Origin of the sequence: Clostridium neonatale (assembly GCF_900465025.1) — a bacterium.
Taxonomy (GTDB): Bacteria; Bacillota; Clostridia; order Clostridiales; family Clostridiaceae; genus Clostridium; species Clostridium neonatale.
Genome location: NZ_UICR01000001.1, coordinates 1,076,804 through 1,094,746 on the forward strand (window position 1 = coordinate 1,076,804; position 17,943 = coordinate 1,094,746).

Genomic DNA, 17,943 nt, shown 5'->3' on the forward strand with positions numbered 1-17,943 from the left:
AATAGCTAACCGAAATAAATATAAGTCTTGAAGGAAACCCAATAGCAAGCTGTGGCTGGGAATATAGCACTAAGACAGATGGTATTATAAATGAAGATTATGATGAGTATATTACCAATAATAATGGATTATATGGTTCTGGAGGAATATACACTTGGAAGTTCTTGGCTTTAAAAGAAGGTACAACTGAAATTACTTTTAGATATAGTCAGCCTTGGGAGAAAGAAAAAGTATATGAAATAAAGACTTATATCTGTACAGTTGATAAAGAACTAAATATTTTTATAAAAGAAAAATATTTAGTTATCTTACTTTATATATAGAATATAATTATTGTTGTTTCTTAACAAATAAAGATAAAAGTGCTATAATAATTAATAGAAAGAGATATCTAATAATTATCATCTGAGGACTTTAATATATACATTTTTTTAATCATAAAAAGTATTGCCTATGTTAATATGATGTATTAAAAAGAGGTGTTTAACAAAAATAGAGTTATAGTATAGTGCAAAGAATTAGTTTAAATAGATGCAAATAATATCCAGGAGGCGAAAAAAATATTTAAAGAAAATATATTAGATATAATATCGAAAGCTATGGAAATTATAAATGCATATATTTAGAATCGAAAGATATAATTATTGTATCAATATTAAACTTTGTTTTTACTATATAAATAGTATTATTTAATATAAGTAAAAATGAAATTTATGAAATTTTATTATTATATAAAATAGTATTAAATTAAAGAAGGAAGTAATCAGTATGAATAAAATGAATGCAGAAATAGATATTAAAAATGAAAATGAAATTTTAAGAGTTTATGAACATAATTTACAAAATGCAAAAAGTGATTCAGAAAGAAGTAAGATAAATAGCTATATAGATAGAGCAAAAAAGGAAATAAGCAATCGTAAAGCAGCAGCAGGATTGAACTAGAAAAATGAATTATAGATATATAAATGATTATTTTTACAAGAATATTAACATATTATACTAAAGACTTTTTATTTGATTAAGTATACTATAATGTAAGATTTTTTAATAATTATAAAAAACTACTATTAATCTCTGATTGATAGTAGTTTTTTTGTTTTATATTATTTACATTAATATAAATCTTAATTTTTTATAAATGGAATAATATGGTTTTTTATAAGTTCCCATCTATCATTTGTTTGCGGAATTATTTCACATGAAATTGCTACTACCAAATCTTTTTCTGGTATACAACAAATCATATTACCTCCATCTCCTATAGCTGAATATGAAAAAACGTCATCTTTTTGAAGCCACCATAAATAGCCATATTTATAGGACATAAAATCATTTTCTCCTTCATGCATAGTCGTTGATTCTTTAATCCAATTTTTAGAGAGTATTTGTTTATCATTCCAAATACCGTTATTTAAATATAGGAGGCCCAATTTAGCCATATCCCTAGTTGTTAGGTTAAGTCCCCACCCACCTGTAGAATTACCATTAGGATCATGAGGCCATCCCTTTAATTTTTTGCCAAACAAATATTCATAGTCAAATTTATCTACTTTGTAATCTGAAATTGGTTTAATTCCGATTGGTTTAAATAGGTATTCATTTGCAAAATCTCGTGCACACTTTCCTGTAGAACGTGTAATTATAGCTGAAATTAGATGTGCTCCTGCTGTTGAATATTTAAACTTGCCAATCTCACCATCTTCTCCTAGGGAATCAAGAGTATATTTTACCCAATCGGCTTGAGTACATAGCTTGTCTAATGGTTCTTTCCAATCCTCAAATGGGTATGGAGTAGTCATGGTAAGAAGGTTATGGAGCGTAACTTTATTTTTTTGTTCATCATGTGATGAAAATGTGTATTCTGGAAAGAAATCAAGTACTCGTTCTTCAATACTTTTGATATATTTTTTATCTATAGCAATACCAATTAAGGCGTTTAAAATGCTTTTAGTTATAGATGCTACATGAAATTTATCATTAATTCTATATCCATTATAATATCTCTCCAGAACAATATTTCCTTTATGCACAATAATAATTCCATTTATATTGTTATATTGTGAACGTATAATAGGATCAAGCTTTAAAAGCGTTTCTTCATTTATATCTACCTTAGAAGGAGGTACACTTTGCCATTGAGCCGCAGTATAATTACAATTTGAATTTTTCATTTTATCAAATCCCTTTCTATTAATACAATAATTGTTCCGGAACATTGCAGAATGATAACATTCCACTACAATGAAGAATAATATGATTTAAAATTTTTTTCAATGAGTATTTAAAAAAATATGAAATATAAGAAAAATTAAAGAGATTTTAAAAAAATTTTAGATAAAGTATTCATATTTTAAATACTTTATTGCATTAAAGTTTATATCAGAATTTGTTATACAAAGAAGCTAAAGACGAAGTTGGCATGTATATAAATTATTTATCGGAAATTGTGATTTCATCTTTCAGTTTAATATAATAAATAATTATATTAATAGACAAATATAAAATATTCTAATTATCACAGATTATAATGCAAATATAACTTGAAATCGTACAGCTATAATATAGATAATATTTTAAATAGAATTTGAAAGCTTCATTATAAAATATTGATAATTAGTTATGTAATAAAAATCCTTTTAATAACTTTAAAAGGAAATTAAAGGCTAAAAATGGAAAATATAACTTGTATAGAAAAAGAGTAAAAAGTTGAGAGAAACATTTAAAAAATAAGCCAAACTCAAATAATAAACAATATAGATTTTTACTTATTGCCATATTGATAGTAATATGTATGTAAGGCCGGTCCAGTAATAATATATTCGTAAAGAGAATAGATAGATTAAGGAGTGTAACTAGTGGAAACGATTAGTATTCAGCTAAGTCAGGAAGTATATAAATCTGATGCAGAAAAAATGGCTTATTGGCTTAGCGATAAAGAAATAGCAAGTAACTTAAATGAAGGTGTAAATGCTAAAGAGAATCTAATTAATGTTATAAACAGAATAGATATGCCTATACTAACTCATTTATTTAATAATAATTGCAGTTTTTTTACTATTAAAGCCACATATGAAACAATCGGTTTTTTAAGATTAATCCCTAAAAATGGGGATATTGAAATAGTAATCGCAGTTGGAGAAAAGGAGTTATGGGGAAAAGGTATAGGTCACGATGCTGTAATTGAAGCCTTAAAAAAAGCGTTTTTTGATATGAGAACAAATAAGGTTATTGCAAAAATCAAAAAAACAAATGATAGATCAAGAAATTTATTTAAAGGAATAGGATTTATGGAAGCTAAAGAATTGGATAGAGAAATCGAATATCAAATAACTAAAGAAATGTTTTTCAAAATTGCTTCCTAGTTGTATTATTTATATTAATGAATCTTTTTAAATATTACGTCTAAAGATTAATAGAATTATTCAAGTATAGTAAATTATTAAATATATTATAATTTAAGATTGATGATTTTAAAGAACATTTTTTCTATAAATATGAACCCCACAAAAATCTAAATATAAGATTTTTGTGGGGTTCTTTAATTTCCATATTATTTATCATGCAAAATTTTTATACAATGTTTCTTTAAGCGTCATAAGGCTGAAAAGGTACTATTTTTTGATTGTGAAGATTTATATTTATTTTATAAAAAATAGAAGGTTAAATTATTTTAAATAATAAAATGGATATACTAAATATAATTGGATTAATAAAACAAAAGAAGGAGAATATTTTATGAACAACAAATTACCTAAAGAAGCTTATGGCGGAGTAGATGGAAAAGAATATGTTCCATATTTATCTGGAAAATCAAATAAAGGATCAAATTTAGCAGTAATGATAATAGGAATAATATTAGCAGCTCTATTTGCAGCATCTACTGCTTATTCAGGCATGAAATCTGGATTAACTGTTGCAGCAGGAATACCTGGTGCTATAATAGGTTCAATGTTTATAAAGGCATTTGCAAGCAGCAAAGGAGTTGCAGGAAAAAACATAATACAAGGAATGTCAAGTGGTGGAGAATCTATAGCAAGTGGTATGATTTTTGTGTTACCTGCAATCATATTAATAGGAAGGAATATTACTTTTTTAGAAGGAGTAAGCGTAGGGATTGGTGGAGCTTTATTTGGTATAGGCTGTCTATCATTAGTTTATAACTACTTAATAGTTGAAGAGCATGGAAAGCTTATGTATCCAGAATCAATGGCAATTTCTGAAACTCTTGTTGCATCAGAAGGTGGCGGAGATGCTATAAAATTTATGGGAATTGGTTTTGTAATAAGTGGTATTATAAATATTTTAACAGGATCATTTTTAAATGTAATTAATAATACTATTAATTTTATAGGAAGTAAGTTTTATAAGTGGAAGTTTTCTACTGAAGTAAATCCATTATTATTAGGTATAGGATTTATTGTAGGATTAGAAGTATCTTTATATATGTTTGCAGGTTCAGTTTTAGCTAACTTTGGTATTGCTCCATTGATAGGTTATTTCACTGATTTGGCAGATCGTAATATGCAGACATGGAATGATGCTACAATATTACTTCATCAAATGGATGTAAATGCAATATCATCAAGTTATGTTAAGTATATAGGAGCAGGAATGATGCTTTGTGGAGGTATAATAGGAGCTATTAAGCTTATACCTACTATATTTATTTCTTTGAAAGAAACATTCAAAGCAAAATCAGGAAGTGATAAAAACTCGGGAAAGAGTTCAGGTGAAATCATGGTACTTTTAGGAGGAATTATAATAGCATTTATAGCAGCATTTATAGTTTCTCAAAGTATTACAATGGCTATAATAGCCGTGATTGTTTCATTAATTTTATCCTTATTATTTGTAATTGTTGCTGGACGTTTAACTGGTACAATAGGAACATCAAATCTTCCTGTATCAGGTATGACAATAGCTTCATTAGTTATATTAACATTAGTATTTGTTATAATGGGATGGACTACTAAAGCTGATAATAAATCATTACTTTTATTTGCTGCATTTATGGTTGTAGCAATATCAGTAGCCGGTGGATATAGTCAATCCCAAAAAGTGACATATGTAATAGGTGGAAGTAAAAAAGAAATGCAAAATTCCTTTGCAATAGCAAGTATAATAGGTGTTATAGTTGTTACAGGAACAATAATGGTACTTTCAGGACAATTAGCGGTTACAGGAGTAAATGCACAATTTGCATTGCCTCAAGCCAATTTAATGTCTACATTAACTTCAGGTATAATGTCAGGTGATTTACCTTGGCCTATGATTATAGTAGGTGTTGTTATGGCATTATTTTTATTCTTATTGGATTTACCAATAATGACTATTGCTATAGGATTTTATTTACCTATATCAACAACTTCTATAATATTAGTAGGAGCCTTAATAAGGGTATTTGTTGAAAAAATGAGTAAAAGTGAAAAGGAAAAAGAAATTAGGGTATCAAATGGAATAAGTTTATCATCAGGGCTTGTTGCAGGTGGATCTATAATAGGATTGTTAGGAATTGTATTACAAGTAATTGGGATTATAACACCTAAAACTCCATTAGGATTTGCTGATAGTAATATGATGGCTATACTTTTATTAGTAATTTTAGTTGTAGCTACTACAATACCAATCATGTTATCTAAGGTGAACAACAATGAATAATGATGAAGTTTTAAACTTAAAATTTAAAATATGTGACTATATTAAATATGAAGTAGATAAAAACAGGCGAGTTACTGTACTTGAAAAGCAAGATCATAAAATACAGAAGTTTTTTAGAAGGTTAAGATTTAAAATTCCTATGTATAAAAAGATAATGTTAGATGAATATAGCAGTGAAGTATTTATGCAGATTGATGGGATCAAAACTGTTAAAGAAATAGGTGAGATTTTAGAAGGCAGATTTGGTGAAAAAATATATCCGCTTTATGAAAGATTATTTATTTTTCTAAATCATATATACATTAATTGTAAGTATATTGAAGAAGTAGAGTGAGAAATAGTTTATTGAAAACCGCACATTTTATAGTGATGTGTGTTTTTTGAAAAGAATATAAGAATTTAAAAATATATATTCTTTTAACGTGCTTTATTTTATAAGATACTGATAATACAGCAGCTATATGAATTTCATATTTATGTTTCAAAGTTAATAAAATTATTTATCCTTGAAATATATTAAAGAGGTATATATAATAAATTGCGTATTAGTATGGTGCTTCTATATTAACATAAGGTTTAGAAGTTAAAAGGGAATATGGTGAGATTCCATAGCAGCCCCCACTACTGTGAGAGAGGATGAAAGCCAAAATTATATTTACCATTGAGCATTAAGCTTGAGAAGGAATTTGGTAAGTAATATGATTCTTAAGTCAGGAAACCTGCCATAACTTAAATCGTGTTCTTCTTTGGGCGGGAGAAAACAAGAAGGAGATAAAATGAATAAACTATTAAAAAAAGTTTCGGTATTACTATTATTTGTTGTCATGTCTATAGGTTTAATGAGTTGTGGAAATAGCAATGTATCAGGTGGAAATAATGCAAAGGAATCAGCTCAATCAGAAAAGGTATCATATCCTGTTAAAATTAAAGATTCGTTTGGAAAAGAGCTAACACTTGAAAAAGAACCGAAGAAGATTATTTCTGTAGCTCCCAATATAACTGAAATTATATATAAACTTGGAGCAGAAGATAAATTAGTTGGAAGAACAGATTATTGTGATTATCCAGAGCAAGTAGAGAATGTAGAATCTATTGGAACGTTAAGAAAACCAGATATTGAAAAGATAATTGGATTAGAACCAGATTTAGTTATTGCTTCTACACATTTTGATGAAGAAAATACAGCTAAACTTGAAGCAGCAGGTATTAAAGTGATTGGTTTATATGAAGAAAATGATGTTACTGGTGTATATGGTATGATTGAGACATTAGGAACAGCATTAAATAAACAGCCAGAAGCAACTGAGACAGTAGAAGAAATGAAAGCTTCAATTGATAAAGTTACAAAAACTGTTTCTGAATTAGAAAAGCCGAGTGTATATTATGTTGTTGGATATGGAGAAAGTGGAGACTTCTCAGCACCAGAAAATACATTTGTAGGTCAGCTTATAAAATTAGCTGGTGGAAATAATATAGTACCAGAATCAGATAGCTGGTCATTTTCATTAGAATCATTATTAGAATCAGACCCAGATATTATAGTCGTAAGAGCAGGTGAAAAAGAAAACTTTATGTCTACAGAAGGATATAAAGAATTAACTGCTGTTAAAGAAGGTAGAGTATATGAAATTGACAATAATCTATTAGATCGTCAAGGCTACCGTAATTCAGAAGGATTATTAAAATTAGCTGAAATATTCCATCCAGAAGCATTTAAATAATAGGAGGATAATAGAGTGGAAGCAAAGAAAAAAAAGTATTGTTTTTATGTTATTATATTGAGTATTTTTTTGTTCCTATGTATATTAGCCTCTGCGTCTGTTGGATCATCATCTATTACAATTGGCGATAGTTTTAAAGTTATACTTTCTAAAATTCCAATTATAAATAATTTGATAGATACAGCAGATATAAAAGAAGTATATGAAGTTATTATTTGGAAGGTGCGCCTACCGAGGATATTGCAGGCTTCTCTTGTTGGAGGAGCCCTTGCAGTGGTGGGTTGCACCTTCCAAGCAATATTTAGAAATTCTCTAGCAGATCCTCATATACTTGGGATTTCATCAGGAGCATCCCTTGGAGCAACTTTGGCTATTTTATCAGGAATTACATTGAATTTTTTTGGTCTAGGAATAACTAGTATTTTTGCCTTTGTTGGTGCTATTTTATCAGTACTTTTAGTATATAAAATTGGTTGTTTAGGTGGACAATTTATGACTACAAATTTGTTATTAACAGGAACAGCTATAGGAACAATGCTGAGTGCATTAATATCTTTACTTATGATCTATAATAGGGAGCAATTAGAAAAAGTGTACTTATGGCAGCTTGGAAGTTTTAGTTCAGCTAATTGGAATAAGGTTATATTCTTAACGGTGATATCAGTAATTTGTGTTACTACTATATTTATGTTTGGCAGAGACTTAAATGTAATTTTGACTGGTGATGATATAGCAAGTAGCTTAGGAATAGATACAGTTAGATTAAAAAATATTTTGATATTAATATGTGCACTTTTAGTAGCATCCGGTGTATCTGTAAGTGGAACAATAGGATTTGTTGGATTGATAATTCCACATTGCATGAAATTACTTGTGGGATCAGATCATAGATTTTTAATTTTATTTTCTTATTTTGGTGGTGCTGGTTTTATGGTTATTTGTGATACTATTGCAAGAACAATAGCACAACCTACAGAAATACCAGTAGGGGTTATTACTGCAGTATTTGGAGCACCATATTTTATATATTTACTTTATCGTAATACAAAAAGTGGAAGGTTTTAAGATGTTGAAAATGAAAGATAAAACTTTATCAGTAAATAATTTATGCTGGAAGCCTGATAATGAAAATTATATATTAAATAATATTTCAGAAGATTTTCATGAAGGGGGATTTTATGGTATTCTGGGACCAAATGGATCAGGTAAGACTTCTTTTATACGTCATATTCTTAGATTTTTAGAGATAAAGGAAGGGAGTATTTGCTTAGATAATAGAAATATAAATAAATATTCTAGACAAGAAATAGCAACTAATATTTCTTTTGTACCTCAAAATGTTAATATGGATGTGAATTTTACAGTTTATGATATTATCTCTATGGGAAGGACTCCGTATCAAAAGAGATTCCAGGATTTATCTAAAAGAGATAGGGAGCTTATTGATCATGCTATGGAAGTCACTAATTGCACTTACTTAAAAGATAAAGTATTTTCCTATTTAAGTGGAGGAGAAGCACAAAGAGTATTAGTAGCAAGGGCAATAGCTCAAGATACAAAATACTTGATTTTAGATGAGCCAATTTCTCATCTCGATATTAGATATCAAGTTGAATTAATGGAGACATTAAAAAAATTAAACGAAGAAGAAAACAAGACAATTATTGCAATATTACATGATTTGAGTTTAAGTTCAGCTTATTGCAGAAAAATTGTTTTGATGAAAGATGGTTCTGTTTATGCAAATGGCTTTGTAGAAGATGTTTTAACAAAAGAAAACTTAAAGGCAGTATATGAAATGGATTTTGAAATTCATAAAGTTGAAAATAAAAAGCAGATGTTTTTTATGCCTGTTATATTATGATCTAAATTATAATTAGATTTAATAGTTTTTAGATAACACTTAATAATTAGCATTTTGAATAAATTTATTTTAATATGGAAAATGATTGATTAATAATAATTACTATTATATAATCATAATATGCTATAAAAGGAAGTGGTCAAAATAGGTAAAGAAGAAAATAAATTAAATAACATAAAAGAGAAAGTTGAAATTCAAGCACCTAAAAAGATCAAATATCAATGTTTACATTCAGAGGAACCAAGAGAATGTACTTGTGCGAGAAGTAAGGGCTTAGTTTTAATAAAATAAATAAAAGTATAGATAGACAGTGGAGTAAAACAAAATTGCCTATTTATACTTTTTTTATAGGATTTATTCTATAGAATAATTATAATTGATTCTATATTGGAATTATTTTAAATTTATTTATCTAGTTTTGACACTAAATCTTTCATGTATCCATCTTCAAAAGGACTCTTAAATCCTATATGATGAAGCATATTTTGGAAACTATCTTTTGCAGATTCTTTAGAAAAGGATAAATATTTATTCCATGCATCTTCATAATTTTCATCCATTTTAATTTTAAATTGTAAAGCACAAGTTTGAGCTATACAATAATCAATATAATAGAATGGATACATGTATATGTGCTTTTGAAGCTGCCATCTACGCCCTTCTCCTTGGAATTCATCATTTTCATATTTTAAATGAGGTTTATATTGTTTTTCTAAGTCTTTCCAAACTTGTCTTCTTTCTTCTTTAGTAAGTTCAGGCTTAGAATAAACTATTTCTTGGAATTCATCTACCATACAGCCATATGGAATGAAGGCTATAGCATCTTCTAAATGCATTTTTCTATAATCATCAGCACGATTGCCAAAGAATAATTCCATCCACTTTTCTGTAAAGAATTCCATAGACATTGAATGAGTTTCAGCTGTTTCCATTTTTATATTGTTATGTTCTCTAATTTCATCATTTCTTGTAATAAATCCTTGGAATGCATGGCCACATTCGTGAGTTATAACATCTATATCTCCACTTGTACCATTAAAGTTTGCAAAAATTATTGGGGCTTTATAAGTAAATAGCATTTCCATATAACCGCCACCAGCTTTATTAGGTCTGCCAAGTACGTCAAAAAGTTCATGATCTAACATGAAATTAAAGAATTCATTAGTTTCTTCAGATAATTCACTATACATTTTCTTTCCAGCTCTAAAAATATCATCAGCAGTTCCAATAGGTGTTGGATTTCCTTCTTTAAAATAAATTCCTTCATCAACAGAATCTAAGTTTTCTAATTCTAATCTCTTTCTTCTTTCATCATGTAATTTACTTGCAAAAGGAACTAAATATTTCTTGACTTGATTTCTAAACTTTCTTACTTCTTCTATTCCATAAGTAGTTCTTCCCATAATGTAATAAGCAAGTTCTACATAATCTTTATAGCCTAATTTCTTAGCTTGTTCAGTTCTGTTTTTGACCATTTTATCATAAATGTCATCTAACTTATCTTTGATTTTTGAAAGCTCTAGACTTCTAGCTTTAGTGGCTGATATTCTTATATTTCTATCTTTATTAGTCAAATATTTTCCTAAAAGAGAAAGATTTAATTTTTCACCTTCATAATCAATTTTAATTTCTGCTAGAAGCTTGTTATATTCAGAAATTAATGTATTTTCTTCTTGCTTTAGAGAAATGATACATTCATCAAAAGATTTTAAATCAAATTCTATATCTTTAAAGGCGATCTTTCCTATCTTCTCTTCCAAATAACATCTGAAATTAGTATTGAATAATTCTTTTTTATATTCAGTTTCGAAAGCTGTAACTCTAGGCCATATTGAATCATAATAATTTTGTTCATCTTCATAGAACTTATCAGTAACATTACCATCATATCTTAATTGTACTAAAATTCTTGTTGTAGCCATTTTTTCTATTAATTCATAATATTTTCTATGAACTGTAAATTGTTCTTCTCCAGAATTTGCCTCTTTAAATTTATTTAAAATATTTTTGCCTTCAGCTTCGAAGGATTCAATTGTGAATCTATCATAAGGTAGACTGCCTAACTTAAAATTACCTTTTTCCATGTTGGTTCCCTCCTAAATATTCTTTACTTCTATTTGATTATATGATTTTATTTCATATGATTCAATTAATTATATATATTACATGTTTCTGTCTGATAAAAAGGTTAAATCAAATTGAGAGATTCTTTAATTAGATAATTTTTTGATTTTATTATATAAAATTGATATACAATTGTCATACTACATTTTATTAAGTATTTCTATTATATACTTAAATAGAATATATTGTGATAAACTGGATTTAATAGAAAAAATGAGATAATATATAGTTGTATTGTAATGAGTTTTTAGAAAATAGTGGGGGGAGATATGATAAGGGAGTATAGAAGAACACTAATAGCTATTATTCTTATATTCATGTTTTTTATAGGCACAATAGGTATTTTTATTTATATTGATAGTGATGGCATATATTCTGCTGATGGAGTAGAAAATCAAAGAAGAATTGGTGCAACTTATATGACTATGAATAATACTTATTTTAAAGTCATAAATCAAGAAATACGTTATATAGTTGAAGAACAAGGTGATGTTTTAATAACAAGAGATCCAGCTTTAAATTTAGACAAACAAATTGAAGAAATATATGACTTTATAGATATGAAAGTGGATGCAATTTTTATAAATACAGTTGATTGGATAGGGATAAAGCCAGCTCTTGAAGATGCAAAAAAGGCAGGAATCATTATTATTGCAATAGATACAGATGTATATGATGAAAATTTAATAGATTGTACCATTTTGTCTGATAATTATAATGCTGGTGTAGAATGTGCAAAAGATTTAATGAAAAATAGTGAAGAAGCTAATATAATTTTATTAGAGCATACAATAGCAAAATCAGCTATAGACAGGATTAAAGGATTTGAAGATACAATTAAAAATAATAATAATTATAAAATAGTTGCAAGAAGTAACTGTGATGGACAATTAGAAACAGCAATGCCTGTTGTAGAAAACTTACTAGCTAAAGCACCAGATGCAAACGTTATTATGGCATTGAATGATCCAAGTGCACTAGGTGCGATTATGGCTTTAGAACAAAAGAATATAAAAAATATAAAGGTTTATGGAATTGATGGATCTCCAGATGGAAAGCGAATGATAGAGGATAACAGAATGACTGTTACAGTAGCACAATCTCCAAAGAATATTGGGAGAATTTCAGCAGAAAAATTATACGAAATATTTAAAGGAAATTCTATAGAGAAGAAAATAATTGTTCCAGTTGAGATTATAAACAGTGAGAATATAGATAAATATAAAATAGATGCATGGCAGTAAGAAAATTAGATAGTAATAAGGAGCAGTATAATGAAATGGAATAAGATATTATCGTATATTGGTTATTTTATGAAATGGCTGAATTTATTAATAATTCTTTTTATCTCTATAACTATGGCATATAGTACTTATTTAATAAGTAATTCTAGTGGATCAAGAGAATTTTTAGAGCAAATACCTACTTTGCCAATGAAGCCTAATCTTACTGTTATAATTTCAATAATAACATATATAGTACTTTTAATCATTATGCAATTAAAAGAAAAACAGGAAAGAAAACGTCTAGGTATAATAATCTTGTTTTCTACTATGGAGTTAGCCTTATGTTCAGTAGTATTATATGCGTTAAATATGAGCTATAACGGCATAATTCTAGTGGTAATTGCAGATATAATTTATCATGTAAAAGATAGAAATAATAAATTAATATTTTTAAGTATTATGATTATTATATATATTTTATGTGATTATGATTTTGTGTCACTAAAATTTAGTATGGTTTCATTTTCAAAGTACTTAGTTTATTATAACACTAGAATTCAAAATTATATTTTAGGATTAAAAAGTATGCTTACATCAATAAATATAATGAGTTTTATATTGTATGTAATTATTCTTATGAGAATACAAAGTGATGAAAATGAAAGGATAAAAGTCCTTAATGATAAATTAAATAAAGCTAATAGTGAGCTTAAGATAATGAATATAAAACTTAAAGATTATGCAAGTAAAACTGAAAAAATGACAGAAACAAGAGAGAGAAATAGGCTTGCAAGAGAAATTCATGATACTATTGGACATTCTCTCACAGGCATAATTGCAGGTATAGATGCATGTAGTACAATTATAGATTATTCGCCAGAAGGTGTTAAAAAACAGCTTGATGTTATAAGAAAAGTAGCCAAGCAAGGGATTAATGATGTAAGAAGGTCGGTAAAAGCTCTTAGACCAGATGTGCTAGAAAATCTATCATTTGAAGAAGCAATAGAAAAGATGATATTTGAAATAAGAGATGCTTCTAAATGCAATATAATATTAGAAAATCAAATGGATGACCTTAAATTTGATTCAGATGAAGAAGATGCTATATATAGAGTAATACAAGAAAGTATAACAAATGCAATAAGGCATGGACATGCTACAAAGGTTTATGTAACTATATATAAAAGAGAAAATGACTTAGTTTTAATAGTAACGGATAATGGAATAGGATGTGAAAAAATAGAAAGTGGATTTGGCTTACAGCATATGAAGGAAAGGGTAGAATTATTAAATGGGAGTATAGAATTTAGTAGTAAAAACGGTTTTACTATAATAGCTAATATACCAATTAGACGAGGTGATATATATGGTCAAAGTATTGATTGCTGATGATCAGGAATTAATAAGAGAGAGCTTAAAAATTGTATTAAGTTCAGATGAAAAAATAGAGGTTATTGATACTGTTTCCAATGGCTTAGATGTTATTAAGAGTGTAAGAAGAAATAATCCGGATGTTATATTAATGGATATCCGGATGCCAGAAATGGATGGAGTTCAGTGTACAAAAGTAATAAAAGAAATGTATCATGATATAAAAATAATAGTATTAACAACTTTTGATGATGATGAATATATATTTGATGCAATTAAGTATGGAGCTAGTGGATACTTATTAAAAGGGGTTTCTATGAAGGAATTAATAGAAGGTATACATACAGTAGCTAGAGGTGGTGCAATGATAAATCCAGATATTGCTACAAAGGTAGTTAAGCTATTCTCACAACTCGCAAAGGGAAATTTAGGAATAAAGGTGAATAAAAAGAACATCGAAACAATTGGAAAGACAGAATGGAAGGTTATACAGCAGGTTGGAAGAGGATTATCAAACAAAGAAATAGCAAAAGTATTATTTTTATCAGAAGGAACTGTAAGAAACTATTTGAGTCAGGTGTTAAATAAATTAGACTTAAGAGATAGAACTCAATTAGCTATTTGGGCAGTAGAAACAGGCGTAACCACTAGAGATTTTGGTGATAAATATGAAAGATAGAAGATTTATATTTAGATTACTAGTTTGTATATTCTTGGTAATAATATTTTTTATAGTATTAAAAGCATCACAAAAGAAAACAATTATAACTTTTGGAATGTTTGCAGGGAGTAATTGGGATGTTCCTTATAGTAATTCATATGAAATAATAGATAATGCTATAAAAAGATTTGAAGAAAAAAATCCAGGAGTAGAAGTGAAATATGTAAATGGAATAATGAAGGAAGATTATTCAGAGTGGTTATCAAGTGAACTTCTAAAAGGAACTGCACCAGATGTATTTATGATTTTGCCAGAAGATTTTAATACATTATCTAATGTTGGTGCAATGAAGAATCTTAATAAATTAATTCAAAAAGATAAGGAGTTTGATAAAAATAAATATTATAATACTTCTTATAAGTTTGGACAATATGAAGAAAATCAATTTGCATTACCTTATGAAAGTGTACCAACTATGATGTTTGTTAACAAAACTCTGCTAGAAAATGAAGGGATACAGATGCCAAGTAATAATTGGACATTTGATGAATTTTATAAGATATGCAAAGAAGTTACTAAGGATACTGATAATGATGGAATAATAGATCAATTTGGATATTATGATTATACTTGGGAGGATGCTATATATTCGAATGGAGTGACTTTATTCAATGAAGATGGAACAAAATCATATTTTGGAGATAAAAAAGTTGAAGAAGCAGTTAGCTTTATACAGAAATTAGATAAGCTTAATAATGGCTATAGAGTAACATCAAAAGATTTTGATGATGGAAAAGTAGCCTTTCATCCTTTATTATTTTCAGAATATACTACATATAAGACTTACCCATGGAAGATAAAAAAATATTCTGGATTTGAATGGGATTGTATTAAGCTGCCAGCAGGTGAAAATGGAGAAAATATATCAGAAGTTACTACACTGCTTATGGGTATTAATTCTAAGACAAAGAAAGAACAGCTGGCATGGGAATTTTTAAAGACATTAACTTATGATGAAGACGTACAAAAAGAAATATTCAAGTATTCTCAAGGAGTATCAGTATTAAAAAATGTTACAAATTCAGAAGAAGTCATAGAGGAGCTTAGTAAAAGTACACCTAATGGAAGTTATATTGATATGACATTGTTAAATGAAATAATGGAAAGTGGAATTGTTTCACCAAGGTTTAGAAAATATAATTCTGTAATGGATATGGCAGATAATATGATAAATCAAGCTATAAATGATGAGGACGATAATTTAAGTTATCTTTTATCAAAGCTTCAGCGTGAAGTAAATAATATTTTAAGAAACTAAAATTTGTATGAGAAAATCCAATGAAGTTAATTATAAAATATAACTTCATTGGATTTTTTTATAAAAATATATCTCTAAAGAATCTGATGAGCTTTTTTGTAAATACAAAGATATAGTTTATGAAGAAGACTGTGTTATAGGAATTTAATAAAGATACATTATGATTAAAGAATCGTATTTAAATCAATATATCACTTATAAATACTTATATATATTGAAAAAATACTTAAAAACGCTTAATATATTAATATAAATATAAGCACTTTTAAGGAGTGATAATAATGTATCAAGAAGAACGTATATACAAAATTTTAAAACTATTAAGAGAAAAGAAGAGTTTATCTAATCAAGAAATTATGGAGAAATTTAATATATCTAGGGATACTGCAAGAAGGGATATATTAAAACTTGTTGATGAGGGGGTGGCAGTGCGTACACATGGTGGAATTACAATACCTGAATTGTTTTCTGAAATAGGATACTATAAGGAAAGAATCAATATGAATTCATCAGTAAAAATAGAGTTAGCTAAAAAAGCTTCAAATCACTTAAAAAACAAACAGGTTTGTTTTCTTGATGTATCTACAACCTTAAATGAGATATGTGATTATGTTAAAAATGGTATTTATGTGGTTACTCATTCAATAGACAATATGGAACGACTTTATAAAAAAGAGTGTGATGTTAATATACTCGGAGGAAAACTTAATAAGAATAACAGATTTCTTTATGGTGCAGCTACAATATTACAAATAGAAAATATTCATTTTGATATTGCGTTTTTAGGTGCTGCAGCAATTCAAAAAGATGGAATATATGTTGAAGATCAAGAAGATTCTTATATTAAAAAGAAGGTTTCAGAAAGATCAGATTTAGTATGCGTAGTAGCTGATGATAGTAAATTTTTAAAGACTAGCAAGTTTAAAGGAGCAAGACTAAGTGATATAGATATACTAATTACAAATAAAATGCCACCTAAAGAAATTGTAGAAAGTTTAAAAGAAGCTAATGTGGAGATTGAGATATTGGAGGAGGATATATAATGGATAAATGTAAGATAGTATTTAGTGATATTGATGGAACACTTTTAACTAGCGAGAATAAGATAGGCGAAAATACTAATAAGAAAATTAAAGAACTTGAATATTTAGGTATACCATTTGTTTTGGTTTCAGCAAGAATGTCAGAAGGTATTTATCTAGTTCAAAAAGCTTTAAATATAAAATCACCAATCGTATGTTATAGTGGTGGTCTAATAATAGATGAAGAAAACAAAATAATTGATAGTAGGGGAATTAAAGTAAGTAAAGCCATTGAAGTTAAAAAATATGTAAAAGATAACTGGAAAGATATTTGCTGCAGTGTCTATTCATATAATAATTGGATTGCTGATGATATAAAAAATAAGTGGATCATTCAAGAAAGTGAGATAACTAAAGCAATTCCAATAATAGGAGAACTTACAGATGTATTAGAAAATAATCAAGAAATTCATAAGATACTATGTATAGGAGATGCTGATATTATTAATGAGGCTGTAAATAAATTAAAAGAAAAATATCCAGAGCTTTCAATTTACAAGTCCAAGGATACTTATTTAGAAATAATGGATGGACAAGCTAATAAAGCTGATGCTGTTAAAATATTATGTGATTCTATGAATATAAATATTAAACATTCTATTTCATTTGGAGATAACTACAACGATATAGATATGCTTAAAACTACTGGAAAAAGTTATGCCATGGGAAATGCTCCAGAAGAAGTAAAGATGCAAGCTGACTATGTGACATTAGATAATAACAATGAGGGTATATTTGAAGTATTAAAAAAATATAGTTTTAAATAGTATATAAAAATAGCCATCTTATAATTTTAAGAAGGCTATTTTTATACTCTAAATTATTATATAAAGATAAATCTATAACTACATTATGTAAGAAATATAATATTTTAAATACGAAGATAGTATATTCTTTGATGAATAATAGGGAAGAAAA

At 27.5% G+C, this 17,943-nt stretch carries 16 protein-coding genes and 1 riboswitch; of the genes, 14 read left to right on the plus strand and 2 right to left on the minus strand.

The window, feature by feature from the left end; genetic code table 11:
• Positions 1-20 precede the first annotated feature (20 nt).
• Together CNEONATNEC86_RS22000 and CNEONATNEC86_RS04880 are read left to right on the plus strand one after the other, a co-directional pair.
• Positions 21-323, plus strand: coding sequence for a protease inhibitor I42 family protein (locus tag CNEONATNEC86_RS22000; protein WP_276325916.1), 303 nt, complete (start codon positions 21-23; stop codon positions 321-323).
• 445 nt (positions 324-768) lie between these two features.
• Entirely contained in the window at positions 769-942 is a 174-nt protein-coding gene (locus CNEONATNEC86_RS04880) for a hypothetical protein (protein WP_157065761.1), read from the plus strand.
• Between the two features lie 182 nt (positions 943-1,124).
• Here the strand turns inward: CNEONATNEC86_RS04880 and CNEONATNEC86_RS04885 are convergent, their stop codons facing one another.
• Positions 1,125-2,171: a serine hydrolase domain-containing protein gene (locus CNEONATNEC86_RS04885; protein WP_058294135.1), complete on the minus strand. Its 1,047-nt coding sequence runs from the start codon at positions 2,169-2,171 to the stop codon at positions 1,125-1,127.
• Between the two features lie 684 nt (positions 2,172-2,855).
• Here CNEONATNEC86_RS04885 and CNEONATNEC86_RS04890 point away from each other — a divergent pair.
• The 6 genes from CNEONATNEC86_RS04890 to CNEONATNEC86_RS04915 all read left to right on the plus strand — a co-directional run bounded on the left by CNEONATNEC86_RS04890 (position 2,856) and on the right by CNEONATNEC86_RS04915 (position 9,243).
• A complete protein-coding gene (locus tag CNEONATNEC86_RS04890) occupies positions 2,856-3,362 on the plus strand; it encodes a GNAT family N-acetyltransferase (protein WP_058294136.1) in 507 nt (168 codons plus the stop codon).
• A gap of 373 nt (positions 3,363-3,735) precedes the next feature.
• Positions 3,736-5,658, plus strand: coding sequence for an OPT family oligopeptide transporter (locus tag CNEONATNEC86_RS04895; protein ID WP_159135612.1), 1,923 nt, complete (start codon positions 3,736-3,738; stop codon positions 5,656-5,658).
• On the plus strand, positions 5,651-5,992 hold the full coding sequence (locus CNEONATNEC86_RS04900; protein ID WP_058294138.1) for a hypothetical protein: 342 nt from the start codon (positions 5,651-5,653) through the stop codon (positions 5,990-5,992). Before CNEONATNEC86_RS04895 ends, CNEONATNEC86_RS04900 begins: the two co-directional genes overlap by 8 nt.
• 200 nt (positions 5,993-6,192) lie before the next feature.
• A riboswitch (cobalamin riboswitch) is annotated at positions 6,193-6,399 on the plus strand.
• A gap of 35 nt (positions 6,400-6,434) precedes the next feature.
• Positions 6,435-7,379 (plus strand): ABC transporter substrate-binding protein, encoded by a 945-nt coding sequence (locus tag CNEONATNEC86_RS04905; RefSeq protein WP_058294139.1) that lies wholly within the window; start codon positions 6,435-6,437, stop codon positions 7,377-7,379.
• 15 nt (positions 7,380-7,394) lie between these two features.
• Complete coding sequence (locus CNEONATNEC86_RS04910) at positions 7,395-8,444, plus strand: FecCD family ABC transporter permease (protein ID WP_159135613.1); 1,050 nt, start codon at positions 7,395-7,397, stop codon at positions 8,442-8,444.
• Between the two features lies 1 nt (position 8,445).
• Positions 8,446-9,243, plus strand: a complete 798-nt coding sequence (locus CNEONATNEC86_RS04915; RefSeq protein ID WP_230132022.1) for an ABC transporter ATP-binding protein — start codon at positions 8,446-8,448, stop codon at positions 9,241-9,243.
• Positions 9,244-9,647: 404 nt separating this feature from the next.
• On the opposite strand, the gene CNEONATNEC86_RS04920 is transcribed toward CNEONATNEC86_RS04915, so the two are convergent.
• Complete coding sequence (locus tag CNEONATNEC86_RS04920) at positions 9,648-11,327, minus strand: M3 family oligoendopeptidase (protein ID WP_125149277.1); 1,680 nt, start codon at positions 11,325-11,327, stop codon at positions 9,648-9,650.
• 309 nt (positions 11,328-11,636) lie between these two features.
• Here CNEONATNEC86_RS04920 and CNEONATNEC86_RS04925 point away from each other — a divergent pair, with 309 nt between their 5' ends.
• From CNEONATNEC86_RS04925 to CNEONATNEC86_RS04950, 6 genes are all read left to right on the plus strand, one after another.
• Positions 11,637-12,611: a sugar ABC transporter substrate-binding protein gene (locus CNEONATNEC86_RS04925; protein ID WP_058294142.1), complete on the plus strand. Its 975-nt coding sequence runs from the start codon at positions 11,637-11,639 to the stop codon at positions 12,609-12,611.
• Between the two features lie 30 nt (positions 12,612-12,641).
• A complete protein-coding gene (locus CNEONATNEC86_RS04930; protein ID WP_159135614.1) occupies positions 12,642-13,982 on the plus strand; it encodes a sensor histidine kinase in 1,341 nt (446 codons plus the stop codon).
• Positions 13,960-14,643 carry a response regulator transcription factor gene (locus tag CNEONATNEC86_RS04935; protein ID WP_159135615.1) on the plus strand — a complete coding sequence of 228 codons (684 nt, stop codon included), beginning with the start codon at positions 13,960-13,962 and terminating at the stop codon, positions 14,641-14,643. The genes CNEONATNEC86_RS04930 and CNEONATNEC86_RS04935 overlap by 23 nt, the downstream gene beginning before the upstream one ends.
• The gene (locus tag CNEONATNEC86_RS04940; RefSeq protein ID WP_243145346.1) at positions 14,633-15,943 is read left to right on the plus strand and encodes an ABC transporter substrate-binding protein; all 1,311 of its coding nucleotides are present in this window, start codon (positions 14,633-14,635) and stop codon (positions 15,941-15,943) included. Before CNEONATNEC86_RS04935 ends, CNEONATNEC86_RS04940 begins: the two co-directional genes overlap by 11 nt.
• 281 nt (positions 15,944-16,224) lie before the next feature.
• Positions 16,225-16,986, plus strand: a complete 762-nt coding sequence (locus CNEONATNEC86_RS04945) for a DeoR/GlpR family DNA-binding transcription regulator (protein WP_058294145.1) — start codon at positions 16,225-16,227, stop codon at positions 16,984-16,986.
• Positions 16,986-17,792 carry a Cof-type HAD-IIB family hydrolase gene (locus tag CNEONATNEC86_RS04950; RefSeq protein ID WP_159135617.1) on the plus strand — a complete coding sequence of 269 codons (807 nt, stop codon included), beginning with the start codon at positions 16,986-16,988 and terminating at the stop codon, positions 17,790-17,792. The genes CNEONATNEC86_RS04945 and CNEONATNEC86_RS04950 overlap by 1 nt, the downstream gene beginning before the upstream one ends.
• Positions 17,793-17,943 lie beyond the last annotated feature (151 nt).